Raw genomic sequence first — 26,111 nt, 5'->3', positions numbered from 1 at the left:
GACGAGGCGCCGCTCGGACGAGGCGCCGCTCGGACGAGGCGCCGCTCGGACGAGGCGCCGCTCGGACGAGGCGCCGCTCGGACGAGGCGCCGCTTAGACGAGGCGCCGCTCGGACGATCTGGAGGCCGGTCGGATGGTCCCAAGTCTGGTCAGATGATCTGGAGTTTGCGCCAGGTGGCGCCGTCGGCCGAGTAGGCCGCCCAGCCGGAACCGAACAGGTCGTAGGCGACGTAGCCGGCGACGGTCCGCTCCAGCCGGGCGAGCGGAGGCAGGCTCCCGCCGGCCCGCTGGAAGGTCACCCCGTCGTCGGCGCTCAGATAGAGCTGCCGGTCGGTGCCGGTCACCAGCAGCCGCCCGTCCAGCAGCGGCACCAGCGCACCGGAGAGCCCCGTCGGCAGCCCCGACGAGCCGGACCGGCTCGGGTTGAAGGTCTGGCCACCGTCGGCGGAGTGGTGCAGGGCCAGCAGCCTCCGGTCGGTGCCGAGCACCGCCGCGTACGCCTGGCTGCCCAGGCTGGCCACCTCGACGGTACCGGCCGAGGCGCTGGTCTCCGGCAGTTCCACCGTCCGCCAGCGTGCTCCCCGGTCCCGGGTGATCGCCACCGCGGGTTGACCGTTCCGGAAGCCACCGACCCACCAGGCGCCGTCGGCACCGGCCGCCGGTGCCACCCAGCAGACGTCGAGATCGGGTGCGGTCGCCGGGGCACCCGCCCGAGCCAGCTCCGGCCGCCACACCTCCACGTCCAGGTCGCACCGCCCGCCGCCCGGTCCGGCCCGGAGCAGGTCGCCTCGGACCGCCGGCGCCGGGCCGGTTCCGTCCCCGCTCCCGACCTCCTGCCAGCTCCGTCCCTCGTCCGTGGAGGCGTACCCCCCGCCGGGGTGGCTGACCAGCAGGCGGCCGCCGGGAAACGCGGCCAGGTCCAGGCTGGGCTGCCCGGCGCTGCTGGCCGGCAGTTCGGTGTGTTCCCAGCTCGCGCCGCCGTCCGAGGTCCGGGCCAGGTTGGCCGGGCAGGGCTCGGCGGCCCCGCAGCGGGCCAGCAGGTAGCCGTGGTCCGGGTCGACGAACTCGACGTCGCTGATCGTCCCCGGCACGTGTGCGACGGCGGCCGTGGTGAGCCCGTTGATGGTGATGCCGGCACCGGTGTAGACCGGACCGCCGGGCGGTGCGTCGGCCACCGGCGGCGGCACCGGGTCGGTGCCGTCGGCCGTCCACGGCTGGAGCGCCACCGTCGCCACCACCGCCAGGCTGAGCAGGGCGGCACCCCCGGCCGCGCCGGCCGCGTGCCGGCGACGGCGCCGGGTCGCCGCGCGGTCCCGGATCCGGGCCAGTGGCGGCTGGTCGATGCTGTCCAGCAGCGCCGCGCGGCCGCGTGCCAGCCGTACGTCGAGGTCCGGGTCGGGCAGGTCTCGGTCAGGCATCTCTCACCCCGGTCGCACCGCCGGCCGTACCCGGGCCGGTGGTTCCGTCCTGGCGGCCATCGGATCCGGCCGGCCGGCCGGACTGTCCGCGCTGTCGGCCGGAAGGTCCGTCCGGCCCTTCGGTCCCGGCGTCGAGGCGGGCCCGCCGGTGCCCTGGTAGTCGCCGAGTCGGGCGGCGAGCGCCGACCGCCCCCGGGACAGCCGGGACTTCACCGTGCCGGTCGGTACCCCGAGCACGGTGGCGATCTCCTCGACCGGCAGGTCGGCGAAGTAGTGCAGCACGATCACCTCCCGATAACTGACCGGCAGGCCGGCCAGGGCCTCCCGCAGGTCGGTCCGCTCGGGTCCGGGAGCAGCCTCGACCAGTCGGGTCACCGGACGGTCCCGCAGCAGGATGGTGTCCAGCAGTTGGCGTCGCCGCCAGCGTCGCCGTACGACGTTGACCGCGACCGTACGCAGCCACGCCTCCGGGTTGTCGACGTCGGTCAACCCCTGCGGCCGGGCGATCGCCCGGGCGAACGCCTCCTGCACCACGTCCTGCGCCTCGGTCAGGTCCGTGGTGAACGCGTAGACCTGTGCGACCAGTCGCCGGTAGCAGGCGTGGTACAGCTCGCCCATCGCCTCGTCCACCGCGCCCCGGTCGTCGCCGGAGGAGCGTCCGCCCCGATGCCGTACCAAGCGCTGTCCCTCCCGGCCGGGCGGTACGCCGCACCGGGTGCGGCGGAGCCGCGCCGACCGACTCCGGTTTCAGGGTACGAGTCCCCACCGTTCCGGCCGGTTCCCCGGTTTCCCGCTCGACCGCGCCCGGCCCGGTGGCTGTGGCCGGGGCGGAATGGCACGGGGGCGTGCGGACACGTTCCCACGGTTGCTGTCAGAATTGCCGGCATGTCCGACGCTCCTGCCCGGCCCCGCGTGCTCTCCGGGATCCAGCCGACCGCCGACTCGTTCCACGTGGGCAACTACCTGGGTGCGGTGCGCAACTGGGTGGCGATGCAGGAGACGCACGACACCTTCTACAGCGTGGTGGACCTGCACGCCATCACCGCCGGGCACGACCCGGTCGCGCTGCGGAACGCCACCCGGGTAGCGGCGGCGCAGCTCTTCGCCGTCGGGCTGGACCCGGAGCGGACCACCCTCTTCGTCCAGTCCCAGGTGCCGGAGCACGCCCAGCTCGCCTGGGTGCTGAGCTGCATCACCGGGTTCGGCGAGGCGAGCCGGATGACCCAGTTCAAGGACAAGTCGGTGAAGCAGGGCGCCGACCGGTCCAGCGTCGGGCTCTTCACCTATCCGATCCTGCAGGCCGCCGACATCCTGCTCTACCAGGCCGACGCGGTGCCGGTCGGCGAGGACCAGCGGCAGCACCTGGAGCTGACCCGCGACCTGGCGCAGCGGTTCAACACCCGGTTCGGCCGGACGTTCACCGTGCCGGCGCCGTACATCGTCCGGGACACCGCGAAGATCACCGACCTTCAGGACCCGACGGCCAAGATGTCGAAGTCGTCCTCGTCGCCGGCCGGGATCATCATGCTGCTGGACGACCCGGCGAAATCGGCCAAGAAGATCCGGTCGGCGGTGACCGACACCGGCCGGGACATCCTCTTCGACCCCGAGCGGAAGCCAGGGGTCTCCAACCTGCTGGTCATCTATTCCGCGCTGACCGGCCGGAGCATCGACGAGCTGGTCGAGGCGTACGCGGGCAAGGGCTACGGGGACCTGAAGAAGGACCTGGCCGAGGTGGTGGCGGAGTTCGTCCGGCCGATCCAGCAGCGCACCCAGAGCTATCTCGACGATCCGGCGCAGCTCGACAAGCTGCTGGCGATCGGCGCCGAGAAGGCCCGCGCGGTCGCCTCGGGCACGCTGCGCGAGGCGTACGACCGGGTGGGGTTCCTGCCCGGCACGCGGAACGGCTGAGCCCGCCGGACGCCCCGGCGGGGCTCAGACCGCCGGGTACCGGAACGTGGTCGCCGGGTGGCGTGCTGCCGCCCGGTGCGGTGAGTGGAGCGGAGTGTGGTTGTCACGGACGGATCGCAGGATCCGGGAACTCCGATGACCCGGGTCGGGATCGCCGTGGACGTCCCGGAGCCGTGGTGTGAGTTCCTCACCCGACGGCGGGCGGAGGCCGGTGACCCGCAGGCCGCGTACGTGCCGGCGCATCTGACGCTGCTCGGGCCGACCGACGTACCCGTGGCGAGCCTGCCGGTGGTGGAGCGGCACCTGGCCGAGGTGGCCGCCGCGCACCGGCCGTACCTGCTGCACCTGCGCGGTACCGGCACCTTCCGGCCGATCACCGAGGTGGTCTTCGTGGTGGTGGCCGCCGGGATAAGCGAGTGCGAGCTGCTCGCCGCGGCGATCGGCCGGGCGCCCGAGCTGCGCCGGGAGAGCCGCTTTCCGTACCACCCGCACGTCACGGTCGCCCAGGACGTCGCACCGGAGGCGCTGGACCAGGTGTACGAGGACCTGGCCGACTTCTCCGCCCTCTTCAAGGTCGAGAAGTTCACCCTCTTCTCGCACAGCGGCGACGCCCGCTGGCAGCCCCGCCGGGACTTCCCGCTCGGCGGCTGAATCCTGTCGAGAGCCGGGAAGCCGGTCACGGCACGGCGGTGCCGGCGTGGCGGGTCGAGCGGGCCCCGCATCAGGTGGTGATGGGCAAGGATGGCGGCGTGAACGCGTTCGAGCGGGCGGTGCTGCGCATCGACGCGCGGCTGACGGCGTACCGTCGGCAGGCGCCGTGGTTCGACCACCTCGCCCGGGCCGTGGGCCGCTACACCGACGTGCTCGGCGCCCGGCTGGCGGCGGCGATCGCCTACTACGGCTTCTTCGCGGTCTTCGCCCTCGGCCTGGTGGCGTACGCGGTGCTGGGCGCGCTGCTCGGGGACAGTGCGGAGAGCGGCGAGGTGATAGTCGGGTTCCTCAAGCGGAACCTGCCGTTCGTCGACCCCGAGCAGATCCGGCAGAGCAGCAGCCGCCCCGGGGTCATCGGGTTGATCCTGCTGGCGGTCACCGGCATCGGCTGGGTCGAGTCGATCCGCTCCTCGCAGCGCCTGATCCACGGTCTGGCCCAGCATCCGGGCTACATCGTGCTGCGCCAGCTCGTCGACCTGGCCGTACTGCTGGTGATCTTCGTGTTGCTCGGGCTCTCGATCGGCGCCGTGGACGCGCTGGAGTCGGTGCTGAGCTGGCTTTTGGGCGCACGTTCGATCGGGCTCACGATCTGTAGCTGGTTCCTGGCGTTCCTGATCAACATGCTGCTGGCCTCGGCGCTGCTGCTCGCCGTACCGAGGCTGCGGATGAGTTTCCGGCGGTGGCTGCCGGCGGTGCTGCTGGTGGCGGTGGGCGTGACCCTGCTGAACTCGGTCGGCCGGTACTACGTGGTGCGCTGGGAGCGGAATCCGGCGTACACGGTGGTGGCCGGCGCGGTCGGCCTGCTGATCTATCTCTATCTGCTCAACCAGTTGCTGCTGTTCGGGGCGGCGCTCGCGGCGACCAGCCACCGGGGGAGGGTCCGGGACCTGACCAGGGCGCCGGAGGTGCCCGATCCGGCCCGGCCACACCCACCGTCGACCGAATGAGGCGGCGGCCGGCTGCCGGGGCGGCAGCCGAGCGTGATCGGCCCCGGGGAAAGAGACCAGAACTACGATTCGGGCAAAAGCCACTAATGGTGTGTGGATCGCCGCGATGATGAGTCGCGTGGGCGCACTAGTGACGTTGGAACTGCCGGACGACTCGCCGATCCTCGCCCTGCCCTGGATCATCACGTTCGGCCCGCTCGACGACGACGAGGAGTGGGAGCCGGTGGTCTGCGGCCCGTACGAGCGGCCCCACGCCCTGGCGCTGGCCGAATCGGTGGTCGCCGACGAGGAGCTGATGGCGGTGGTCGAGCCGCTGCTGCCCCGGATCTCCGCCGAGGAGATCCGGGCCGAGATCGCCGCCGCGCAGATCGCGGTCGAGGCCGAGGACGAGGCGGCGGACCTCGACGACACCAGCATCTACGGCGACTACGAGGACCTCGGCGAGGAGGAGGTGATCGGCGAGAGCAGCCGAGCGCCGGCGCAGCCCCGGCAACCCCCGGACCCCACCGAGGTACGCGCCGGCATCGCCCGAATCGCCGCGATGCTCACCCGCCCCTCCCCCTGACGGCGGCTCCGGGCACACCCCGTCCCGACCGGATCGGGGAATCCCGACGAGGTTCCCACCCCGCTGAGATTCCCCGAACCGCCGCGCCGAGGAAACCGACGACAAAACCGTCAGTCGGCACAGCGGCCGGGCGGTTGACGTACCGGTGCCCCGGGAGCGCGCTCCCGGAGCACCGGTACCACCATCCCCCTCCACCACAAAGGGGTCGCCGCCCCAGCCGCCCGTCGGCGCGGAGCGCGGCGGGCGACCAGGTCGATAGGGAGTTACCCGGTTACCGGCCGGATGAACCACCCGGCCGTGTCGGTCGGCAGCCGAGCCGGGGCGTGGGCCGCGCCCGGCGGCTGGCTGCGCAGGATCGGCGTCCCGTATCCGTCGACGTCCACCGGTTCGTCGCCGAAGTTGACCACGCAGACCAGCTCCGCCGAACCCACCGCCGACCGGCTGAAGGCGAGCACGCCCGGCTCGCCGTCCCGCCAGGTCACCCGGCCCGGCTCGGTCGCACCGCCGGCCGGCGCGGTGTGTTCGCGCCGCAGCCGCAGCGCCGTCCGGTAGAGCTCCAGGGTCGAGTCCGGGACGCCGGTCTGGGCGGCGACCGAGCGGGCCCGCCAGGTGGGCGGGGCCGGCAGCCAGGCCGGGGCGCCGCCGGCCGGACCGAAGCCGTACGGCGGGACGTCGCCGCCCCACGGCAGCGGTACCCGGCAGCCGTCCCGGCTCTCGCCGGTGCGGCGGAACGCGGGATCCTGACGCAGCTCGTCCGGCAGGTCGAGCACCTCCGGCAGGCCGAGTTCCTCGCCCTGGTAGAGGTAGACGCTGCCAGGCAGCGCGAGCATCAGCAGGGCGGCCGCGCGGGCCCGACGCAGCCCGAGCGCGCCGTCGCCGTACCGGGTGACGTGTCGCTGCTTGTCGTGGTTGGACAGTACCCAGGTGGTCGGCGCGCCGACGATCGCCGACTCGGCCAGCGCGGTGTCGACCACCTTGCGGAACGAGTCGGCCGACCAGGTGGCGTCGAGGAAGTCGAAGTTGAACGCCTGGTGCAGTTCGTCCGGCCCGACGTAGCGGGCCAGCCGCTGCGGGGTCTCGGCCCACGCCTCGGCGACCGCCATCCGGCCGCCGGGGTAGCTGTCCAGGATGGGCCGCCAGGCCCGGTAGATGTCGTGTACCTCGTCCTGGTCGAAGTAGGGCAGCCGGGCCCGGCCGAGCAGCTCGACCTGGCGCTGACCGGCCGGGACGCCGTCGCCGACGTCCGGCAGCCCGTCCGCCTTGATCATCCCGTGTGCCACGTCGATCCGGAACCCGTCCACCCCGCGGTCGAGCCAGAACCGCAGTACGTCTTCGAACTCGGCGCGTACCTCGGGGTGCCGCCAGTTCAGGTCGGGCTGGGCCGGGTCGAAGAGGTGCAGGTACCACTGGCCGTCCGGGACCCGGGTCCAGGCCGGGCCACCGAAGATCGACTCCCAGTCGTTCGGCGGGAGTTCGCCGCCCGGTCCCCGGCCGTCCCGGAACAGGTAGCGGTCCCGTTCGGCCGAGCCGGGCGGGCTGGCCAGGGCGGCGACGAACCACGGGTGCGCGTCCGAGGTGTGGTTCGGCACGATGTCGACGATGATCCGCAGCCCCAGCGCGTGCGCGTCGGTGATCATGTTGTCGAAGTCGTCGAGCGTGCCGAAGATCGGGTCGACGTCCCGGTAGTCGGCGACGTCGTAGCCGCCGTCCACCATCGGCGAGCGGTAGAACGGGGTCAGCCAGAGCGCGTCCACGCCGAGGTCGCGCAGGTACGGCAGTCGGCTGCGTACCCCGGCCAGGTCACCGATGCCGTCTCCGTCGTCGTCGGCGAAGCTGCGGACGTACACCTGGTAGACCACCGCGGACTTCCACCAGTCCTCGGGCCGGCTCGATGCGGGGGAGATACTCATGCCGGCACTCCGCTTCGCTGCGTGCCGTCATGAGGCACATGCGCACTGAACTGGCTGATTCGCTCACTGCGTTCGCTCATGCCGGCACTCCGCTCCGCTGCGTGCCGTCATGAGGCACATGCGCACTGAACTGGCTGATTCGCTCACTGCGTTCGCTCATGCCGGCACTCCGCTTCGCTGCGTGCCGTCATGAGGCACATCCGCACTGAACTGGCTGATTCGCTCACTACGTTCGCTCATGCGGGGGGTGTCCGTTCGTCGGGCGTGGGGACGCCGGGCGGGTCAGAGCAGGATGCCGGGCCGCGCCTGCAAGAGTCAAGCAATCCTTGCGCAAGAAGGTGCCGGGCTGCTCCGCCGGGCGGCCCGGGTTCAGACCGGCAGCGGCAGGTCGGCGGCCGGCGGCCGGGGCTTGTCCACCGGCTTGTCCAGCACCCCCGGTACGACCGCGGTCGAGCCGCGCACCACCAGCTCCGGCCGGAAGATGTACTCCGAGTGCGGCGCCGCATGCCCGTGGATCTCGTCGACCAGTGCGCGTACCGCCGCGACCGCCATCGCGGTGACCGGCTGCCGCATCGTGGTCAGCGGCGGATCGGTGAACGCCATCAGCGGCGAGTCGTCGTAGCCGACCACGGAGAGGTCGGCGGGCACCGACAGGCCGCGCTGCCGGGCCGCCCGGATCGCGCCCAGCGCCATCAGGTCGGAGCCGCAGACCAGCCCGGTCACGCCCCGGTCGAGCAGCCGCGCGGCGGCCACCTCGCCACCCTCCACGCCGAACAGCGACAGCTCGGCCAGCTCGTCCAACTCGGCGTCGGGGAGCCCGACCAACCGCTTCATCGCGGTCTTGAATCCGGCCACCTTGCGCTGCACCGGCACGTACCGGCCGGGCCCGGTGATCAGGCCGATCCGGCGGTGCCCGAGCGCGACCAGGTGGGCCACGGCCAGCTCGCCGGCCTCCCGGTCGTCGCAGGAGACGAAGGGTGCCGGCAGGCCGGGCTGGTAGCCGTTGACCAGCACGATCGGCAGCGGCCGGGTGATCAGCGTGCGGTAGCGCGCCGGATCGGCGGCGGTGTCGGCGTGCAGGCCGGAGACGAAGACGATCCCGGAGACCTGCCGGTCCAGCAGCATCTCGACGTACTCGTCCTCGGTGACCCCGCCCGGGGTCTGGGTGCAGAGCACCGAGGTGTAGCCGGCCTGCGCCAGCCCCGACTCGACCACCTGGGCGAAGGCCGGGAAGATCGGGTTCTCCAGCTCCGGCACCACCAGCCCGACCAGCCCGGCACTGCGCTTGCGCAGCCGGGCGGGGCGTTCGTAGCCGAGTACGTCGAGCGCGGTGAGTACGGCCTGTCGGGTTTCCGGCGCCACCCCGGGGCGGTCGTTGAGCACCCGCGACACCGTGGCCTCGCTCACCTCGGCCTGCTGGGCGATGTCGGCCAGTCGTGCACGCATGGCGGAACTGTAGCCCACGAGTCGTTTCTTGCGTAGCCCACGGCAAGTACTTGCAAAGCCGGCCCCACGTGTGGGCCGGTCCGGTGATGTGCCAGGGGCAGCCTGTACCGCAGCGGTGATCCGTCCACTCGGTGGCCGCTCCAAAAGGGATGAACCGCCCCGTCCAGATGTCGACTGGGCGGCGGTTGTTGCAAGGAGGTTTGCAAGGGGTTTCGTAACCGGCAACTCCTTGCTACTGTCCCGCCGATACCCGGCCGGCAGACTAGGAGCGCTAGATGCGTCGCACAGCCAGAGGGATCGTCGTACTCGCCTGCACGACCCTTGCTCTGACGCTCGCCGCCTGCGGCGGCGAGGACGACACGTCGGGGGAGTCGGGCCAGAAGACCGACCCCGCCGCCCTGAAGGCGGAACTGACCTGGTGGGACACCTCGGACCCGAAGAACGAGGGACCGGCCTTCCAGGAACTCGTCGCGAAGTTCAACCAGACGTACCCGAACGTCAAGATTAATTACCAGTCGGTGCCGTTCGGCGAGGCCCAGAACAAGTTCAAGACCGCGGCGCAGGCCAAGACCGGTGCCCCGGACATCCTGCGCGCCGAGGTGGCCTGGGTGCCGGAGTTCGCCTCGCTCGGCTATCTCTACGCCCTCGACGGTTCGGAGCTGACCAGCGACGAGTCCGACTTCCTCGCCACCCCGCTCTCGGCGGACAAGTACGACGGCAAGACGTACGGCGTGCCGCAGGTGACCGACTCGCTCGCGCTGCTCTACAACAAGGAACTGCTGACCAGGGCCGGCATCAGCACGGCTCCGGCGAGCTGGGCCGACCTGAAGACCGCCGCGCTTGCGGTCAAGCAGAAGACCGGTGTGGACGGTGTCTACGTCAACCCGGCCGGCTACTTCATGCTGCCCTTCATCTACGGCGAGGGCGGCGACCTGGTCGACGCCGCCGCCAAGAAGATCGTCGTCAACTCGGCGCAGAACGTCGCCGGTCTGAACGTCGCCAAGGACCTCATCGCCAGCGGCGCGGCGCCGAAGCCGGCCGCCAACGACGCGTACGGCACCATGATGACCCTCTTCAAGGAGAAGAAGGTCGCCATGATCGTCAACGGGCCGTGGGAGGTCAACAACATCAAGAACGCGCCGACCTTCGGCGGGCTGGAGAACCTCGGCATCGCCCCGGTCCCGGCCGGCTCGGCCAGGGCCGGTGCGCCGGTCGGCGGGCACAACTACGTGGTCTGGTCCGGCATGCCGCAGGAGAAGGTCGAGGCGGCGATCGCGTTCGTCAAGTTCATGAGTTCGGCGGAGTCGCAGGGCTTCCTCGCCGACCGGCTCGGTCTGCTGCCGACCCGCAAGTCCGCGTACGAGTTGGACACGGTGAAGAACAACCCGGTCGTCTCGGCGTTCCGGCCGGTGGTCGAGTCGGCGGTGCCGCGGCCGTGGATCCCCGAGGGCGGCCAGTTCTTCGGCCCGCTCGACCAGCTCGCCACCCAGGTCCTGGTGCAGAACAAGGACCCGAAGGCGGCGCTGGACGAGGTCGCCGGGAAGTACAAGTCCGAGGTCGTACCGTCGTACGGCATGTGATCCGATCATCGGCGCCGGCCCCGGCCGGCGATCCCGTCCGGCACCTGGCGGGGCCGACCGGCGCTGGCCGGCGGCCCTGCCAGGCTCCCTTCCTGGAGCGCTGCTGATGACCACCGTGACCGCCGGCCCGGCGCCGGCGCCCGCGCCGCCCGGACGCCGCCCCGCCGGTCCGTCCCGGCTGCGCCGAAGCTGGGACAAGCACTGGTACGCCTGGGCGATGGTGCTGCCCGTGGTGCTGGTGCTGGCGGTACTGATCTTCTATCCGCTGGTCCGTGGCATCTGGCTCTCGCTGACCGACCTGACCGAGGCCAACCAGGTGGCCGAGGTCTGCACCAGGTCGATCACCGGCGGGGAGGTCTGCAAGGAGAACCCCAACCGGTGGGAGTTCGTCGGGCTGGACAACTACGCCCGGGTGCTCACCGGCGGAGTGGGCGAGTTCTGGCAGTGGACCGGGGTCACGCTGATCTGGACCTCCGTCTGCGTGATCTTCCACTACGGGCTCGGGCTGGGGCTGGCCACCATGCTCAACCGGCCGATGCGGCTGCGCGGGCTCTACCGGGTACTGCTGGTGCTGCCCTGGGCGGTGCCGGCCTTCGTCAGCGCCTTCGCCTGGAAGTTCATCTTCAACGAGCGGTTCGGGCTGGCCAACTCGCTGCTCACCGCCGTCGGCGTCGACCCGGTCGACTGGTTCGCCAACCGGTGGACCTCGCTCTCCACCGCGATCGTCACCAACATCTGGCTCGGGGTGCCGTTCATGATGGTGGCGCTGCTCGGCGGCATGCAGACCATCCCCGGCGAGTTGTACGAGGCGGCCGAGATCGACGGCGCCAGCCCGTGGCAGCGCTTCGTCCACATCACCCTGCCGGGCCTGCGCCCGGTCAGCATGACGGTGCTGCTGCTCGGCACCATCTGGACCTTCAACATGTTCCCGATCATCTTCCTGGTCACCGAGGGCCAGCCGGCCGGCCAGACCGACATCCTGGTGACCGGCGCCTACCGGGCCGCCTTCGAGGGGATCCGGAACTACTCGCTCGCCTCGACCTACGGGGTGTTGATCCTGTCCATCCTGCTGGTCTTCTCGATCTTCTACCGGCGGGCACTGCGCAAGCAGGGCGAGGTGTGGTAACCATGAGCCGATCCGTGCGTACCGGCCGGAGCCCGTTGCGGTCGGTGGGGCTGCACGCCACCCTGATCGTCGCCTCGCTGATCGCGGTCGGCCCGATCCTCTGGGTGCTGCTCTCCTCCTTCAAACCCGGGTACGCGGTGCAGAGCAGCGAACTCACCCTGGTCAAGGACCCGACGCTGGCCAACTACGCGTACGTGCTGGGCGAGACGAGCTTCGTGCGCTGGTTCGGCAACTCGGTGTTGGTCGCCGCGTTCACCATGCTCTTCGGGATCTTCCTCGCCGCCACCACCGGCTACGCGGTCTCCCGGTTCAACTTCCCGGGCCGCCGGCCACTGATGACGGTCTTCCTGGTCACCCAGATGTTCCCGGTCGCCATCCTGATCGTGCCGATCTACATGATCATGGCTCGGCTGGGGCTGATCAACACGCCGGCCTCACTGATCATCGCCAACCTGACCATCGCGGTGCCGTTCTGCGCCTGGATGCTCAAGGGCTACTTCGACTCCATCCCCACCGCGCTGGACGAGGCGGCGGCGATCGACGGCTGCGGCCCGTACGGCATCTTCTGGCGAATAGTGCTGCCGCTGGCCCGCCCGGCGTTGGCGGTCACCGGCTTCTACGCCTTCCTCACCGCCTGGGGCGAGGTGGCGTACGCCTCGGCGTTCATCCAGGAGGACCGGAACTTCACCCTGGCGTACGGGCTCCAGCAGTTCGTACCCCAGTTCAACCCGCAGTGGGAGTACCTCACCTCGGCGGCGGTGCTGGTCACCATCCCGGCCGGTCTGGTCTTCCTCTACGCCCAGCGGCATTTGGTCTCCGGGCTGACCGGCGGCGGCACCAAGGGGTGACCGGGCCGGCCGCGCTGGCGCCGCCCCGGGAACGGCCCGACCTTCCGGGTGCGGCCGCCGCGCTGAACCGGCTCCGGCTCACTTCGACTGCGGGTCGAGTACCTCGCGCATCCGGTTGACCTCGACGGCCTGCTCGAAGGCGATGTTCCGGGCCAGCTCCCGGATCTGCCGGTCGACGCCGTTCGCGAGTACCTCCTGAGCCATCGCGATGGCGCCCTGGTGGTGCGCGCCCATCATCTCGACGAACATCCGGTCGAAGTCGGTCCCGGTCGTCGCGGTGAGCGTGGCGATCGCCTCCGGGGTCTGCATGCCGTGCATGCCGGGGTGCTCGTGCCCGGTCCCGCCGAGCAGCGAGTCGAGGCCGCGGTCCCGGAGCCAGCCCCGCAGCACCTCGACCTCGGGCTGCTGGGCGGCCCGGATCCGGTCGGCGACCGCGATCACGCCGGTGCTGCCGGCCCGGTCGGGGACCAGGGCGGCCATCTGCAACGCCTGCTCGTGGTGCGGCACCATCATCGCGACGAACCGGATGTCGGCCGCGTTGTGCTGCGCCCCGGGCGGCGGGGTGAGCTGGTCCGGCCGGAGCACCTGGGCCGACTCGCCCGGCCGGCCGGGCTGGATCACCGGCGCCGTGCCGATGGCCGAGGTGGGCAGGACCGACGGCACCGGGGCCGGGGTCGTGGTGGCCGGGGCGGCGACGGGGGCGGGTTGGCGTCCCTCCCGGGTGGTGGCGATCCCGGCGATGCCGAGGGCGAGCAGTACCGCCGCCGATTCCACCAACGCGAGAAACACGATCACCGGTCGGCGACTGCCGCCGGTCGCGCTCCTGGCCAACACCACAGCGTGACTCCCGTCCACCCTGCCGGCCGGTCGAGGCGTAGCCGGGGCTCTGCGCCGGGGCCGGGTCGTCAACCCCGGGTTGGGCCGATGGTAGCCCGACCGCCGGGACGCTGGAAGATCGAGTACGCCCTGACCTCGGCGGCTGTCCGGGCCGGTTTCCGCCGGCTCTACCTAATGAACCTTTCAACCTCCCCTTGGGGTCCGACGGACCGCAAGGTCCGACGCGGTGCGTGAGCGCCGCGCGGTCCAGGTTGAGAAAGGTTCACTCTCCAGCGCCCTTGCTGGCCAGGAGGGCGCGTACACCGTCGAGATAGGTCTTCGGATCCGGGCCGGCGGCGAGTATCCGTTGCAGGGCGAAGCCGGGGATCAGGCCGAAGAGGGCGGCACCCACCGCCTCGACGTCGGCGTCGGCCGGCAGTTCGCCGGCCTGTTGAGCCCGGCGGGCCAGTACGACGAAGTTGGACCGGAAGCCGGCGTACAGCCGCGCGACGAACTCGGCCAGCGCCGGATCGCGGAGCGACTCGGACCAGACCTGGATGGCGAGCGGAAAGACTCCGTCCTGGCGGGTCTGGGACTCGACGAACTGGAGCGCCCGGTCAAGTGCCTCGATCAGCGGCAGTGGCGGCTCGGTCGTGGCCAGCGTCGCGAAGAGCTGGTCCGCGCCGTCGACCACCGACTCGGCGATCGAGGTGACCAGCTCCTGCTTGCTGCCGAAGTAGCGGTAGACGGCGCCCACCGAGAGACCGGCCTCGGCGATCACGTCCTGCATCGAGGTGGCGTGGAAGCCGTTGCGCAGGAAGCAGCGCCGGGCGGCGTCGAGGATCTGCTGGCGCCGGGCCGCCAGGTGTTCGTCGGATACGCGTGGCACGGCACACAGTGTAAAACGAACGCTCGTTCCTTGACTGCGGAGTGCGTGGGGAGGACGCTGCATAAAAGAACGAGCATTCGTTTTAGAAGGAGTCCTGAGATGACTCGTCCATCGGCCCTCTCCGGGCCGCCCACCCCCACGCACCTCCGCCGGCCGCTGGCGGTCGCCGTACTGCTGGCCGTGGCGGTGGTGCTGTTGCAGTCGCTGCTCGTACCCCTCTTCGCCGGCCCGGCGGCGAACCTGGAGCCGCGCGACCTGCCGGTGGTGGTCGCGGGCCCGGCGCCGGCCACCGACCGGCTGGTGGGGCAACTCGACGCCGCGGCACCGGGCGCCTTCGAGGTGATCCGGCTGCCGGACGGTACGGCCGCCGACCGGGCGCTGCGCGACCGCGAGGCGTACGCCGCCTTCGTGCTCGGCCCGGACGGCGCGACCCTGCACACCGCGAGCGCGGCGAGCCCGACCGTGGCGGCCCTGCTCACCCAGGCGGCCGGGCAGGTCTCCGGCGGCCAGCCCGTCCGGGTGGTCGACGTGGTGCCGGCCGACCCGGACGACCCCCGGGGCGCCGGCTTCGCGGCCGGCTTCCTACCGCTCGCGCTGACCGGCATGGTGCTCGGGGTGCTGCTCGTGCTGCTGCTCGGTGGTCGGTTCGCCCGGCTGGCCGGGCTGGTCAGCTTCGGGCTGCTGGTCGGCGTCGCCGGGCCGCTGGTGCTGCAGGGCTGGCTCGGCCTGCTGCCCGGCGACGTCGTGACTGTCGGTGCCGTACTCGGGCTCGTCGGGCTGGCGGTCGCGGCCACCGTCGCGGGGCTCGGCGCGATGCTGGGCCGGCCCGGTCTCGGGCTCGGCGCGGTACTCGTCTTCCTGGTCGGCAACCCGCTCTCGGCGGTCGGCGCGGCGCCGGAACTGCTGCCCCAGCCCTGGGGCGAGGTCGGCCAGTGGCTCCCGGTCGGTGCCGGCGGCACCCTGCTCCGGTCGACCGCCTTCTTCGACGGCGCCGGAGCCGGCACCCCGCTGCTGGTCCTCGCCGGGTACGCCGCCGTCGGCCTGCTCCTGGTCACCCTGGCCCGCACCCGCCATCCGCAGGCCACCGCCACCGACTCCGCCTCCGCCTCCGTCGTCCGTGCGGATGACCGGGCTGCCTCGGTGAGGTGATTCCCTCGAACTCCCCGGGAAGCCACGACTTTCCGGAAGCAGCGTGACGTCTCCCGGTGCCGTCCCCGGTCCGCGCGGCGGGCCGGGGACGACGTGCGGGTACCCGATGGGGGAGGATGGCCGCCGTGGAACCTCTCCGGCTGATACTCCTCTACGCCCACCTGATCGGTTTCGCCCTGCTGCTGGGTGGTGCCGCCGCCCAGTACGCCACCGGACGGATCCGGATCAACCCGCTGATGCTCTGGGGCGCCGTCATCCAGGTGCTGACCGGGATCGGGCTCTCCGCACCGCTGCGGGACGGCGACGAGCCCGCCCCGGCGAAGCTCGCCACCAAGCTGGTGATCGGTTTGATGATCTTCGTAATGGTGTTCTTCTCCCGCAAGCGGGAGGAGGTCAACCGTGGCCACTTCCTGGCGATCATCGGGCTGACCCTGGTCAATGCCGCCGTCGCGGTCTTCTGGCGTTAACCCCGCGCCCGAGTTGTTAACCGGCGGCCGGGGCCGCTCCGGCGGCGCCGTCCGGGCGGAACGGGCGAAACGGGACGTCCCATAGCTCGAGGTCCCGCACCGGGCGGGCCGCGAGGTGATGTCGCGCACCCCGAAGTTACGTAAGGGTAACGGGCGTTCAACAGTCAGGCACGATTGTCGGCCGGTGGACAGGCGCGGGCGTACGCTCCCGTCCGTAACGTGGGACAGCCGGCGGCAACGCGCAGGCCGGCTTAGGGCTGCCACCGCGGTGGGCGGTGTGCAATGGGAAGGAGACCGTCTTGCGCTCTGTGCGTGGGATGCGGATCGTCTCGGTATTCGCGGTGGGCGGGCTCGCGCTGGGCGCCGCCGCGTGTGGTGAGGCACCGAGCGATAGCAACGCGGGCGGCGCCGCGGCCGACAAGTACACCGCGTGCATGGTGACGGACGTCGGAGGCATCGACGACAAGTCGTTCAACACCTCCGCCTGGGCGGGCCTGGAGGCGGCCAAGGCCGCCGACGACAAGATCGACATCAAGTACGTGGCGTCCAAGGCAGAGGCCGACTACGAGCCGAACCTGACCCAGTACGTCAACCAGGACTGCGACTTCATCCTCGCCGTCGGTGGCCTGATGAGCGGGGCGACCTCGAAGATCGCCAAGGCGAACCCGGACCAGCAGTTCGGCATCGTCGACGCGAAGCTGCCGGAGAGCAACGTCTACCCGATGCAGTTCGACACCGCGCAGGCGGCCTTCCAGGCCGGTTACCTGGCCGCCGGGTTGACCAAGACCGGCGTGGTCGCCACGTACGGCGGGGAGAAGATCCCGCCGGTGACCATCTTCATGGACGGCTTCGTCGACGGCGTCGCGCACTACAACAAGGTCAAGGGCAAGACCGTCAAGTCGATCGGCTGGGACAAGGCCAGCCAGAACGGCTCGTTCACCAACAGCTTCGTCAAGCAGGACGAGGGCAAGAAGGTCAGCGACACCCTGGTCGCCCAGGGCGCCGACATCATCATGCCGGTGGCCGGCGGGGCCGGCCTGGGCACCACGGCCGCCGCCCAGGCCTCCGGCGGCAAGTACTCGGCGATCTGGGTGGACAGTGACGGCTGCGAGAGCACGCCGAACTGCGCCGCGCTGGTCACCACCGTGGTCAAGAACATCAAGGACGCGGTCAAGGAGGCCGTGGTGACGGCGGCCAAGGGCGAGAAGCTGGCCCACGACCCCGGCTACCTCGGCACCCTGGCCAACAACGGTGTCTCGCTCGCGCCGTACCACGAGTTCGACAGCAAGGTGCCGGCGGAGCTGAAGGCCGAGGTCGACAAGATCAAGGCCGACGTCAGCTCCGGTGCGATCAAGGTCACCTCGGCCAGCCAGCCGAAGTGATCCCGGGTTGACCGTCTGACCAGCTCGGACGGCCGACCGGTACGGCTGCGACGCCGACGATCCGGTCGCTCCGATCGTCGTGGAGACATATCTCCGCGATGGTCGGGGCGGCCGGTTTTCACGCCGGCCGGTACGGGCCGAACAGCCCGCAGTGATCGACGGACCGACCCTGTCGACCCGGTCCGAGCAGCAGCTAGGCTGCACCATCGCCCGCACTCCAGGAGGTTGCGCTGAGACTCGAACTGCGCGGCATCACCAAGCGGTTCGGTGAGCTGGTCGCCAACGACCACATCGACCTGACGGTGGAGCCCGGAGAGATCCACGCGCTGCTCGGTGAGAACGGCGCGGGCAAGTCCACTCTGATGAACGTGCTGTACGGCCTCCTCCAGCCCGACGCGGGCGAGGTACTGGTCGACGGCAGGCCGCTTGCGGCCAAGGGCCCCGGCGACGCCATCGCGGCCGGCATCGGCATGGTGCACCAGCACTTCATGCTGGTCCCGGTCTTCACCGTGGCCGAGAACGTGATGCTCGGTGCCGAGCAGGTCCGGGGCGGCATCGCCGGCTTCCTCGACCGGCGGCGGGCCCGGCGCCAGGTGACCGAGGTCTCCACCCGCTACAACCTGCGGGTCGACCCGGACGCGGTGGTCGAGGACCTGCCGGTCGGCGTGCAGCAGCGGGTCGAGATCCTCAAGGCACTGACCCGGGACGTCGACCTGCTCATCCTGGACGAGCCGACCGCCGTGCTGACCCCGCAGGAGACCGAGGAACTGCTCGGGATCATGCGGTCGCTCAAGGAGTCCGGCAAGTCCATCGTCTTCATCACGCACAAGCTCAAAGAGGTCAAGGCGATCGCCGACCGGATCACCGTGATCCGCCGTGGCCGGACCGTCGGCACCGCCAGCCCGAGCGCCAGCGAGGACGAGCTGGCCGCGCTGATGGTCGGGCGGACCGTCAACCTGACCGTGCAGAAGGCCGCCGCCGCGCCGGGTGAGCCGGTACTGGAGGTGGCGGGACTCGTCGTCGACGACGAGCGGTCGGTCCGGGCCGTCGACGGCGTCGACCTGACCGTACGGGCCGGCGAGGTGCTCGGCATCGCCGGTGTGCAGGGCAACGGCCAGACCGAGCTGATCGAGGCGTTGATGGGGCTGCGCCCGGTGCTGCACGGCACGGTGAGCCTGGCCGGTCAGCGCATCGACGGCTGGCCGACCAAGCGGGTGCTGCGGGCCGGCGTCGGCTACGTCCCGGAGGACCGCAGCGTCGACGGGCTGGTCAAGGAGTTCAGCGTCGCCGAGAACCTGGTGCTGGACATCTACGACCGGCCGCCGTTCGGCTCCGGCCTGGTGCTCCGGCCGGACGCGATCACCGCCTCGGCCCGGGAGCGGATCCCGGAGTTCGACGTACGCACCCCGTCGGCAGAGGCCGCCGTCGGCACGCTCTCCGGCGGCAACCAGCAGAAGGTGATCATCGCTCGGGAGATGTCCCGGCCGCTCAAGCTCTTCGTCGCCGCCCAGCCGACCCGGGGGGTGGACGTCGGCTCGATCGAGTTCATCCACCGCCGGATCATCCACGAGCGGGACATCGGCACCGCCGTACTGCTGGTCTCCAGCGAGCTGGACGAGGTGATCGGGCTCGCCGACCGGATCGCGGTGATGTACCGGGGCCGGATCCTCGGCGTCGTCGGGCCGGAGACCCCGCGCGAGGAGATCGGCCTGCTGATGGCCGGCATCACCGACGCCGCACCGACCGGCACCGGCGAGGCCGCCGCGCAGACCGGGACCGCCGACGGCGGTACCAACTCGACCGGGACCGCCGACGGCGGCGGTGCCGGGTCGGCCGCAACCCCCGACGGGCCGGTGACCCCGGCTCCCGACGTCGCTGGTAGCGAGGAAACCCGATGACCGACGTGAACGAGCCCGGATCACCGTCGCCGGAGAAGTCTCCGGCCGGGCAGCGGCCCGGCGCCGAGACGGTGGCCACGGTCGGCGCGGCCGATCCGTCCGCGGCCGATCCGTCCGCCGCCGCCGGCACCGCAGCCGGTGCGGCCGATTCCGGGGGTACCCAGTCGGGCGGGCCCGGGAACGGGCTGACCGACCGGAACGGTGGCGGTCGGCAACTGCTCCAGGCGTTCGTGCACAACCTCTGGGCGGCCAACACCCTCACGGTGACCGTACTGGCGATCGTGCTGGCCACGCTGATCGGCGCCGTACTGATCATCGTCTCCGACCCGGACGTGCTGGCCACCTGGGGCTATTTCACCGCCCAGCCCTCCGACGCGCTCAACGCGAGTTGGACGGTGGTCAGCGAGGCGTACGCGAACCTGTTCAAGGGCGCGGTCTTCGACCCGGCGGCGGTGCAGGCCTGGACGAACGGCACCGGCGGCTGGCAGCCGGTCTTCGCGCCGATCTCGGAGACGCTGACCTACACCGCCCCGCTGGTCTTCACCGGGCTCGGGGTCTCGCTCGTCTTCCGGGGCGGCCTGTTCAACATCGGCGCCCAGGGACAGGCCACCATCGGGGTGATCCTGGCGGCGCTGGCCGGCTTCCTGCTCCCGCTGCCCCCGGTGGTGCACCTGATCGTGGCAGTACTCGCCGGAGCGCTCGGCGGGGCGATCTGGGGTTTCGTCCCCGGCTTCCTGAAGGCGCGTACCGGTGCGCACGAGGTGATCACCACGATCATGCTCAACTACGTCGCCATCTCCTTCCTGGCCTGGATCATCGTGCAGAACGGCGTACACGATCCGGACCGGACGGACGCGATCAGCCGGCCGGTGGACGGCTCCGCGCAGCTACCCCGGCTGCTCGGCAGCGACCTGCGGGTACACCTCGGCATCGTGCTGGCGGTCGCCGCCACCTGGGCGGTCGGCTGGCTGCTCAACCGCTCCACCTTCGGCTTCGAGCTGCGCGCGGTCGGCGCCAACCCGGACGCCGCGCGGACCGCGGGGATCAGCGTCGGCCGGACGTACGTGCTGGTCATGGTGATCGCCGGGGCGCTTTCCGGGCTGGGCGGCGCCAACATGGTGCTCGGCAGCACCGCCACCGCGCTCACCCCGCTGGTGATCGCCCAGATCGGCTTCGACGGCATCCTGGTGGCGCTGCTCGGCCGGGTGAAGCCGTGGGGCGTCGCGCTCGCCGCGCTGCTCTTCGGCGCGCTCCAGGCCGGCGGCAACCGGATGCAGTCGTACGCCAGCATCTCGCTGGAGCTGGTCACCGTGCTCCAGGCGCTGATCGTCATCTTCATCGCCGCGCCGGCACTGGTGAAGGTGATCTTCGGGCTCCGGGCCGCCCGGGCCGCCAGGTTGTCCACGAGCATGGCGAAGGGCTGGTAGGGCAGTGAGCGCGAGGAGTGAGCTTGCGAGCCCCGCAGTCGCGAACGGAAGGCGGCACAGGTGAGCGCGAGGAGTGAGCTTGCGAGCCCCGCAGTCGCGAACGGAAGGCGGCGCTGATGTCGACCATGACTGTCGAGGAGCTGACCGTCACCGTACGGCCGGGCTTCTGGACCCGGGACCGCAAGGTCGGCGCCGGTGCCGTACTGCTCGGCCTGGTCGCGGCGGTGCTCTTCGGTGCGCAGGCCACCGGCGCGGACGCGCGGTTCACGCTCAGCGAGGATGCCGGCGGCGCGGCGCTGTCCGTCGACGGCACCGTGGGGGCGATCCTGTTCGGGCTGGTCGCGGCGGCGGCCGGCGCGGCACTGCTGGCCGGGCTGCCGAAGCGCTGGTTCGTGCCGCTGCTCGGCGTGGCGGTGGTCGGGGTGGTGCTCTCGTTCCTCTGCTGGCAGGTGTCGGCCGCGCCGACCGGGCAGAACTTCATGCCGCTGGTCAACATCGTCCGGGGTACCTTCGTCCTGGCCCTGCCGCTGATCTTCGGTGCCCTGGCCGGGGTGCTCTGCGAGCGGTCCGGCGTGGTGAACGTGGCGATCGAGGGCCAGTTGCTGATGGGCGCCTTCGCCGGTGCCCTGGTCGGCACCATCGCGGCGAGCGCCTGGGTCGGGCTGATCGCCGCGGCGCTGGGCGGCGCGCTGATCTCGCTGCTGCTGGCGATCTTCACCATCCGCTACCTGGTCGACCAGGTGGTGATGGGGATCGTGCTCAACCTCTTCGCGGTCGGGTTGACCGGCTTCCTCTACGAGCGGCTGATGCAGCCGGAGGCGGCGAAGTACAACCAGCCGCCGAGGTTCGAGGCGTGGCCGATCCCGGTGCTGTCCGACATCCCGGTGCTCGGGCCGGCGCTGTTCCGGGGCAACATCTTCCTCTACCTGGCCCTGATCCTGGTGGTGGTGATCCACGTCGCGCTGTTCCGTACCCGGTGGGGGCTGCGGACCCGCTCGGTGGGTGAGCACCCGACCGCCGCCGACACCCTCGGGGTGAAGGTGCTGGCGCTGCGCTACCGGAACGTGTTGCTCGCCGGCATGGTCGCCGGGCTGGGCGGCGCCTCCTACACGCTGGCGCTCTACACCTTCAGCAAGAACATGATCGGCGGCAAGGGCTTCATCGCGCTGGCGGCACTGATCTTCGGCCGGTGGAGCCCGACGGGGGCGCTGCTGGCGGCGCTCTTCTTCGGCTTCGCGGACCAGCTCGGGACGTACCTGGGCGCGATCGACAGCAGCATTCCCAGCGAGTTCCTGGCGATGCTGCCGTACCTCGCCACCCTGCTGGCCGTCGCCGGCCTGGTCGGCAAGGTGCGGGCGCCGGCCGCGGACGGTAAGCCCTACATCAAGGGCTGACCAGCGGCGGGGCAGGATGGGGGCGTGACCATGGAGATTGACTGGGCGAAGCTGCGGGCCGCGGCGACCGACGTGATGCGGCACGCGTACGCGCCGTACTCGAACTTCCCGGTCGGGGCGGCGGCGCTGGTCGACGACGGCCGGGTGGTGGTCGGCTGCAACGTCGAGAACGCCGGGTACGGGGTGACGCTCTGCGCCGAGTGCGGGGTGGTGTCCGCGCTGCACGCCTCCGGCGGGGGGCGGCTCGTCGCGCTCTCGTGCGTCGGGGCGACCGGTGAGCCGTTGATGCCGTGTGGCCGGTGCCGGCAACTGCTCTGGGAGAACGGTGGGCCGGAGTGCCTGATCGAGGCGGAGCCGGTGCCGCTGCGGATGGCCGAGCTGCTGCCGCACGCGTTCGGGGTGGAAGATCTGGAGGCGATCGCGGCGTCGGTGAAGGTGCCTCCGGTACCGGAGGAACTGGCCGCCTGGCGGGGGCGGGGCACCGTCTTCGTGCATCCGGACGTCTCGGGCGGGCGGCAGGTCTGGACCGGGTACTGGGAGCGGGCCGCCGGGGACGCCGAAGGGGCGCAGACCGGGGTACTCGAGGAGGCGCCGACCTGGGACGACCCGGCCGAGGCGGTGACCTGGGGCCAGGCGCGTACGCCCCGGGTGGTGGTGGTCGACGCGGACGGGGCGATGTTCTGGGCGGGTGAGGCGGAGCCGCCGGTCGAGATCCCTCGGCGTTGGGGCGACTGATCTCCGGGTTCGTCGTGGCCGGGGGTTTCCGGGGTTCGCGGTGGCCGGGGTTCGCGGTGGCCGGTCTTTCTGGGTTCACGGTGGCCGGGTTTCCGGGGTTCGCGGTGGCCGGGTTTCCGGGGTTCGCGGTGGCCGGGCCGCGTGGGGCGGAGCCGGCCTGGCGCGGGGTGGGCCGGGGCCTGCCGTGCCCGGCTCCGGGCGGTCAGGCTTGATCCCTCCGCCGGGCACGGCAGGCCCCGGCTCGGTGGGCACTGACCGTGGGCCGGTGCCGGGTTCGTGGTCTCGATCGACAGGAGACCGGGGTCTCGACACGCAGGTCTGGGGTCTCGACCAGCAGGTCTGGGGTTTCGACAGGCAGGTCTGGGGTTTCGACAAGCAGGTGGGGAAGAGGAAGCTGTGAGTGGGTTCGCCGCGGTCGACGTGATCCGGGTCAAGCGGGACGGCGGGACGCTGTCCGACGAGCAGATCGACTGGGTGGTCGACGCGTACACCCGGGGGCGGGTGGCCGACGAGCAGATGTCCGCGCTGGCCATGGCGATCCTGCTCCGCGGCATGACGCCGGGCGAGATCGCCCGCTGGACAGCCGCGATGATCGGCAGCGGAGACCGGCTGGACCTCTCCGGGGTACGCCGGCCGACCGTGGACAAGCACTCCACGGGTGGGGTCGGCGACAAGATCACGCTGCCGCTCACTCCGTTGGTGGCGGCGTGCGGTGCCGCGGTACCGCAGCTTTCCGGGCGGGGGCTGGGGCACACCGGGGGGACCCTGGACAAGCTGGAGTCGATCCCGGGCTGGCGGGCCGCGCTGGGCAACGACGAGTTCATCGCCCAGTTGGGTGAGGTCGGCGCGGTGATCTGTGCGGCGGGCGAGCGGCTCGCCCCGGCCGACCGCAAGCTGTACGCGCTGCGCGACGTCACCGGCACGGTGGAGGCCATCCCGCTGATCGCCAGCTCGATCATGAGCAAGAAGATCGCGGAGGGTACCGGGGCCCTGGTGCTGGACGTGAAGGTCGGCTCCGGCGCGTTCATGAAGTCGGAGGCGGATGCCCGGGAGCTGGCCCGGACCATGGTGGAGCTGGGCGGCGCACACGGGGTCCGGACGGTCGCCCTGCTGACCGACATGTCGACGCCGTTGGGGCTGGCCGTGGGCAACGCGGTCGAGGTGGCCGAGTCGGTCGAGGTGCTGGCCGGCGGCGGGCCGGCCGACGTGCGGGAGCTGACCCTGCGGCTGGCCCGGGAGATGCTGGTGGCGGCCGGGCTGCCGGACGCCGATCCGGAGCGGGCGCTGCGGGACGGCCGGGCCATGGACGTCTGGCGGGCGATGATCCGGGCCCAGGGTGGGGATCCGGAGGCCCCGTTGCCGGTCGCCCCGGAGGTGGAGGTCGTCCGGGCCGACCGGGACGGTTACCTGGCCGCCGTCGACGCGTACCGGATCGGGATCGCCGCATGGCGGCTCGGCGCGGGGCGGGCCCGTAAGGAGGACCCGGTCAGCGCCGGGGCCGGCGTGCTGCTGCACCGCAAGCCGGGAGATCCGGTACGGGCCGGCGAGCCGCTCTACGAGCTGCGGGCCGACGACGCGGGCCGGATTCCGGCGGCCCGCGCCGTCGCCGCCGAGGCGGTGTCGATCTCGGCCGAGCCGCCGACCCTGCCGGCCCTGGTCATCGACCGGATCGGTTAGCCGTCGGCCGGGTCGGGATCGGCGGGCTGTCCGTCGACTTCCACCCGCGCGGCTGCCACGCCGGGCACCCATGGTGTACGCGCTGCCGACCGGCTATCCTCCGTCGCCGGGGGGTAGCACGGGGTGCTGAGTCGGCTCGACTACCGGGTCCACACCGCATCCGGTGCCGGGGGTGCCGTGGGCGCCCGAGGCGACTCCGAGGTGACGGGAAACCACGCTGTGACCGTATCCGCTCCCGACCCGCAGGCGGTCCGGGCCGCGAACGTGGCCGAGTTGCAGCGGTTGGGGCTGCCCGTGCCGCCGTCCCAGTTTCCGCTGGTGTGGGAGCCGGGCGACGCGGTCGAACTCCGGCCCACCGCCGAGATCGAGGCCCGGACAGCCGTACTGCACCTGGTGCTGGCGCGGTGCTTCGGCATGCCGCCGCAGGCCGGGATGAGCTGGCTGCTCGGCTCGCACCTGGTGGAGCAGGTGACACCGCCGGAGTGGCAGTTCGTGATGGGCAGCCGGGGCGACCACCGGTCGTTCGTACTGCACCACGACGCGATCTTCGCGCTGGCCTGGGTACTCGGGCTGAGCCGGCACCTCGACCCGACGGAGCCCAGCGACGAGCGGCTGATGGAGCAGTTGCCCAACCTGGCGGCGGGGGAGACCTTCGGCCAGTGGCGCTCCCGCACCCTGGCGGCGCCTCGGGACGCCGCGGAGGTGGCCGCCGTACTCGACTTCTACTACTGCCTGGACTGGGGCTATCTGGAGGCCGAGCAGGAGGGGCTGGATCTGCCCGGGCTGATCGACAGCAACGCGATCGGCCAGCGGCGGTGGGCGCTGGAGTGGGCGGTGGTGTTCCGGGGACCGTTCCACGACCCGCCCGCCGGGTGGGAGGAGGTCGACCTCTCCACCTGACCGGCCGGCGGTCAGCGGGGGTGGTGGGCGGTCACCTGGACCGCGACGGTTACCTGGACGGGTTCCGGGAGGTCGTCGATCCGCCGGTCGAGCCGGTCGGGCTCGGCGTGCCAGGCGCTCGGTCCCATCCCGACCAGGGTGCGCACCTCGGTCCGGTCGAGCCGGAGGGTGGCCCGGTGCACCGCCGTCGGGCCCGGCGTGAAGTGCTCGGCCAGGCTGCCGGCGACCCGGGCCTCCTTGGCCGGGTCGACCCGGAGCAGGTCGAGCCGGTCGACCAGTTCGCCGAGATGCTCGGCGGTCGGCGTGACCACCAGCAGCGCGCCGTCGGGCCGGAGTACCCGGCGGAACTCCGGTCCGTTGCGTGGGGCGAAGACGTTCAACAGCAGCCCGGCGGCACCGTCGGCCAGCGGCAGCCCGCGCCAGGTGTCGCAGAGCGCGGCACCGGCCCGGGGATGGGCCCGGGCGGCCCGGCGCAGCGCCGGCTTGGAGACGTCCAGGGCCAACCCGACGGCGGCGGGCAGGGCGTCGAGCACCGCGCCGAGGTGCCGGCCGGTGCCGGCTCCGGCGTCCACCACCAGTTCCGGGTACGTCTGGAGCGCCGGCCCGGCGACCGCCCTGGCGAGGTCGGCGAGCGCGGTCGAGATCAGGTCGTAGTGGCCGGCGCCGAGGAACTCCTCCCGGGCGGCCACCATCGCCGGGCTGTCCCCGGAGTGCGTGGCCCGACCGGCGGTCAGGTTGACGTACCCCTGGCGGGCCAGGTCGAAGCTGTGCCCCGCCGGGCAGCGCAGCGCGACCACGGCGGCGGGCGGTACGGCGGCCAGCGGCCGGGCGCAGACCGGGCAGCGGAGCCGGCGCAGGACCTCGGGTGGCACTCCGTCACGATAGTGCCCGACCCGGCCGGGGCCGGTGGTGGTC

23 protein-coding genes are annotated in these 26,111 nt (G+C 71.9%); 16 read left to right on the top strand and 7 right to left on the bottom strand.

Annotation, left to right across the window (positions count from 1 at the left end; translation table 11 throughout):
* Window positions 1–149: 149 nt before the first annotated feature.
* Window positions 150–1,418 carry a hypothetical protein gene (locus ACQEVC_RS04660; protein ID WP_432873665.1) on the bottom strand — a complete coding sequence of 423 codons (1,269 nt, stop codon included), beginning with the start codon at window positions 1,416–1,418 and terminating at the stop codon, window positions 150–152.
* Window positions 1,419–1,421: 3 nt separating this feature from the next.
* The gene (locus ACQEVC_RS04655; protein ID WP_432873664.1) at window positions 1,422–2,096 is read right to left on the bottom strand and encodes an RNA polymerase sigma factor; all 675 of its coding nucleotides are present in this window, start codon (window positions 2,094–2,096) and stop codon (window positions 1,422–1,424) included.
* A gap of 207 nt (window positions 2,097–2,303) precedes the next feature.
* Here ACQEVC_RS04655 and trpS point away from each other — a divergent pair, with 207 nt between their 5' ends.
* The 4 genes from trpS (at window position 2,304) to ACQEVC_RS04635 (ending at window position 5,552) form a co-directional block, all read left to right on the top strand.
* Window positions 2,304–3,329, top strand: a complete 1,026-nt coding sequence (gene trpS, locus ACQEVC_RS04650; RefSeq protein WP_432873662.1) for a tryptophan--tRNA ligase — start codon at window positions 2,304–2,306, stop codon at window positions 3,327–3,329.
* 135 nt (window positions 3,330–3,464) lie between these two features.
* A complete protein-coding gene (locus tag ACQEVC_RS04645) occupies window positions 3,465–3,980 on the top strand; it encodes a 2'-5' RNA ligase family protein (protein WP_432873660.1) in 516 nt (171 codons plus the stop codon).
* Window positions 3,981–4,078: 98 nt separating this feature from the next.
* Entirely contained in the window at window positions 4,079–4,987 is a 909-nt protein-coding gene (locus ACQEVC_RS04640; RefSeq protein ID WP_432873658.1) for a YihY/virulence factor BrkB family protein, read from the top strand.
* A 118-nt stretch (window positions 4,988–5,105) separates the two neighbouring features.
* Window positions 5,106–5,552: a hypothetical protein gene (locus ACQEVC_RS04635; protein WP_432873656.1), complete on the top strand. Its 447-nt coding sequence runs from the start codon at window positions 5,106–5,108 to the stop codon at window positions 5,550–5,552.
* Window positions 5,553–5,815: 263 nt separating this feature from the next.
* Here ACQEVC_RS04635 and ACQEVC_RS04630 read toward each other — a convergent pair whose 3' ends face one another.
* On the bottom strand, window positions 5,816–7,462 hold the full coding sequence (locus tag ACQEVC_RS04630) for a glycoside hydrolase family 13 protein (protein WP_432873654.1): 1,647 nt from the start codon (window positions 7,460–7,462) through the stop codon (window positions 5,816–5,818).
* Window positions 7,463–7,831: 369 nt separating this feature from the next.
* Complete coding sequence (locus ACQEVC_RS04625; protein WP_432873653.1) at window positions 7,832–8,908, bottom strand: LacI family DNA-binding transcriptional regulator; 1,077 nt, start codon at window positions 8,906–8,908, stop codon at window positions 7,832–7,834.
* Window positions 8,909–9,183: 275 nt separating this feature from the next.
* Between ACQEVC_RS04625 and ACQEVC_RS04620 the strand changes: the two genes are divergently transcribed.
* From ACQEVC_RS04620 to ACQEVC_RS04610, 3 genes are all read left to right on the top strand, one after another.
* Window positions 9,184–10,488 (top strand): extracellular solute-binding protein, encoded by a 1,305-nt coding sequence (locus ACQEVC_RS04620; protein ID WP_432873651.1) that lies wholly within the window; start codon window positions 9,184–9,186, stop codon window positions 10,486–10,488.
* Window positions 10,489–10,594: 106 nt separating this feature from the next.
* Complete coding sequence (locus ACQEVC_RS04615) at window positions 10,595–11,614, top strand: carbohydrate ABC transporter permease (RefSeq protein ID WP_432873650.1); 1,020 nt, start codon at window positions 10,595–10,597, stop codon at window positions 11,612–11,614.
* Window positions 11,615–11,616: 2 nt separating this feature from the next.
* Window positions 11,617–12,462, top strand: coding sequence for a sugar ABC transporter permease (locus ACQEVC_RS04610; protein ID WP_432873648.1), 846 nt, complete (start codon window positions 11,617–11,619; stop codon window positions 12,460–12,462).
* Window positions 12,463–12,540: 78 nt separating this feature from the next.
* Here the strand turns inward: ACQEVC_RS04610 and ACQEVC_RS04605 are convergent, their stop codons facing one another.
* Both ACQEVC_RS04605 and ACQEVC_RS04600 read right to left on the bottom strand, forming a co-directional pair.
* Window positions 12,541–13,293 carry a DUF305 domain-containing protein gene (locus ACQEVC_RS04605; RefSeq protein WP_432873646.1) on the bottom strand — a complete coding sequence of 251 codons (753 nt, stop codon included), beginning with the start codon at window positions 13,291–13,293 and terminating at the stop codon, window positions 12,541–12,543.
* Between the two features lie 268 nt (window positions 13,294–13,561).
* Entirely contained in the window at window positions 13,562–14,167 is a 606-nt protein-coding gene (locus ACQEVC_RS04600; RefSeq protein WP_432873644.1) for a TetR/AcrR family transcriptional regulator, read from the bottom strand.
* Window positions 14,168–14,266: 99 nt separating this feature from the next.
* On the opposite strand from ACQEVC_RS04600, the gene ACQEVC_RS04595 reads away from it, so the two are divergent.
* The 9 genes from ACQEVC_RS04595 to ACQEVC_RS04555 all read left to right on the top strand — a co-directional run bounded on the left by ACQEVC_RS04595 (window position 14,267) and on the right by ACQEVC_RS04555 (window position 25,196).
* Entirely contained in the window at window positions 14,267–15,316 is a 1,050-nt protein-coding gene (locus tag ACQEVC_RS04595; RefSeq protein WP_432873643.1) for a hypothetical protein, read from the top strand.
* Between the two features lie 125 nt (window positions 15,317–15,441).
* Window positions 15,442–15,783, top strand: a complete 342-nt coding sequence (locus tag ACQEVC_RS04590; RefSeq protein ID WP_432873641.1) for a hypothetical protein — start codon at window positions 15,442–15,444, stop codon at window positions 15,781–15,783.
* Window positions 15,784–16,100: 317 nt separating this feature from the next.
* The gene (locus ACQEVC_RS04585) at window positions 16,101–17,165 is read left to right on the top strand and encodes a BMP family lipoprotein (protein ID WP_432891029.1); all 1,065 of its coding nucleotides are present in this window, start codon (window positions 16,101–16,103) and stop codon (window positions 17,163–17,165) included.
* Window positions 17,166–17,395: 230 nt separating this feature from the next.
* Entirely contained in the window at window positions 17,396–19,063 is a 1,668-nt protein-coding gene (locus ACQEVC_RS04580) for an ABC transporter ATP-binding protein (protein ID WP_432891027.1), read from the top strand.
* Complete coding sequence (locus ACQEVC_RS04575) at window positions 19,060–20,490, top strand: ABC transporter permease (RefSeq protein WP_432873639.1); 1,431 nt, start codon at window positions 19,060–19,062, stop codon at window positions 20,488–20,490. The genes ACQEVC_RS04580 and ACQEVC_RS04575 overlap by 4 nt, the downstream gene beginning before the upstream one ends.
* A gap of 116 nt (window positions 20,491–20,606) precedes the next feature.
* Window positions 20,607–21,884 (top strand): ABC transporter permease, encoded by a 1,278-nt coding sequence (locus ACQEVC_RS04570; protein WP_432873637.1) that lies wholly within the window; start codon window positions 20,607–20,609, stop codon window positions 21,882–21,884.
* Between the two features lie 30 nt (window positions 21,885–21,914).
* Window positions 21,915–22,619, top strand: a complete 705-nt coding sequence (locus ACQEVC_RS04565) for a cytidine deaminase (protein ID WP_432891024.1) — start codon at window positions 21,915–21,917, stop codon at window positions 22,617–22,619.
* Between the two features lie 396 nt (window positions 22,620–23,015).
* Window positions 23,016–24,296 (top strand): thymidine phosphorylase, encoded by a 1,281-nt coding sequence (locus tag ACQEVC_RS04560; RefSeq protein ID WP_432873635.1) that lies wholly within the window; start codon window positions 23,016–23,018, stop codon window positions 24,294–24,296.
* A 219-nt stretch (window positions 24,297–24,515) separates the two neighbouring features.
* A complete protein-coding gene (locus ACQEVC_RS04555; protein ID WP_432873634.1) occupies window positions 24,516–25,196 on the top strand; it encodes a DUF4272 domain-containing protein in 681 nt (226 codons plus the stop codon).
* 11 nt (window positions 25,197–25,207) lie between these two features.
* Here ACQEVC_RS04555 and ACQEVC_RS04550 read toward each other — a convergent pair whose 3' ends face one another.
* On the bottom strand, window positions 25,208–26,068 hold the full coding sequence (locus ACQEVC_RS04550) for a putative RNA methyltransferase (RefSeq protein WP_432873632.1): 861 nt from the start codon (window positions 26,066–26,068) through the stop codon (window positions 25,208–25,210).
* Between the last annotated feature and the right edge of the window lie 43 nt (window positions 26,069–26,111).

It is taken from the genome of Plantactinospora sp. CA-294935 (assembly GCF_050936445.1).
Taxonomy (GTDB): Bacteria; Actinomycetota; Actinomycetes; order Mycobacteriales; family Micromonosporaceae; genus Plantactinospora.
This window is presented reverse-complemented; position numbering and strand designations above follow the sequence as displayed.

Coding starts and splice junctions, on each gene's coding strand:
- ACQEVC_RS04660 (WP_432873665.1), bottom strand. CDS start 1,418: ATGCCTGACCGAGACCTGCCCGACCCGGACCTCGACGTACGGCTGGCA.
- trpS (WP_432873662.1), top strand. CDS start 2,304: ATGTCCGACGCTCCTGCCCGGCCCCGCGTGCTCTCCGGGATCCAGCCG.
- ACQEVC_RS04645 (WP_432873660.1), top strand. CDS start 3,465: ATGACCCGGGTCGGGATCGCCGTGGACGTCCCGGAGCCGTGGTGTGAG.
- ACQEVC_RS04630 (WP_432873654.1), bottom strand. CDS start 7,462: ATGAGTATCTCCCCCGCATCGAGCCGGCCCGAGGACTGGTGGAAGTCC.
- ACQEVC_RS04625 (WP_432873653.1), bottom strand. CDS start 8,908: ATGCGTGCACGACTGGCCGACATCGCCCAGCAGGCCGAGGTGAGCGAG.
- ACQEVC_RS04620 (WP_432873651.1), top strand. CDS start 9,184: ATGCGTCGCACAGCCAGAGGGATCGTCGTACTCGCCTGCACGACCCTT.
- ACQEVC_RS04615 (WP_432873650.1), top strand. CDS start 10,595: ATGACCACCGTGACCGCCGGCCCGGCGCCGGCGCCCGCGCCGCCCGGA.
- ACQEVC_RS04610 (WP_432873648.1), top strand. CDS start 11,617: ATGAGCCGATCCGTGCGTACCGGCCGGAGCCCGTTGCGGTCGGTGGGG.
- ACQEVC_RS04595 (WP_432873643.1), top strand. CDS start 14,267: ATGACTCGTCCATCGGCCCTCTCCGGGCCGCCCACCCCCACGCACCTC.
- ACQEVC_RS04585 (WP_432891029.1), top strand. CDS start 16,101: ATGCGGATCGTCTCGGTATTCGCGGTGGGCGGGCTCGCGCTGGGCGCC.
- ACQEVC_RS04575 (WP_432873639.1), top strand. CDS start 19,060: ATGACCGACGTGAACGAGCCCGGATCACCGTCGCCGGAGAAGTCTCCG.
- ACQEVC_RS04570 (WP_432873637.1), top strand. CDS start 20,607: ATGTCGACCATGACTGTCGAGGAGCTGACCGTCACCGTACGGCCGGGC.
- ACQEVC_RS04565 (WP_432891024.1), top strand. CDS start 21,915: ATGGAGATTGACTGGGCGAAGCTGCGGGCCGCGGCGACCGACGTGATG.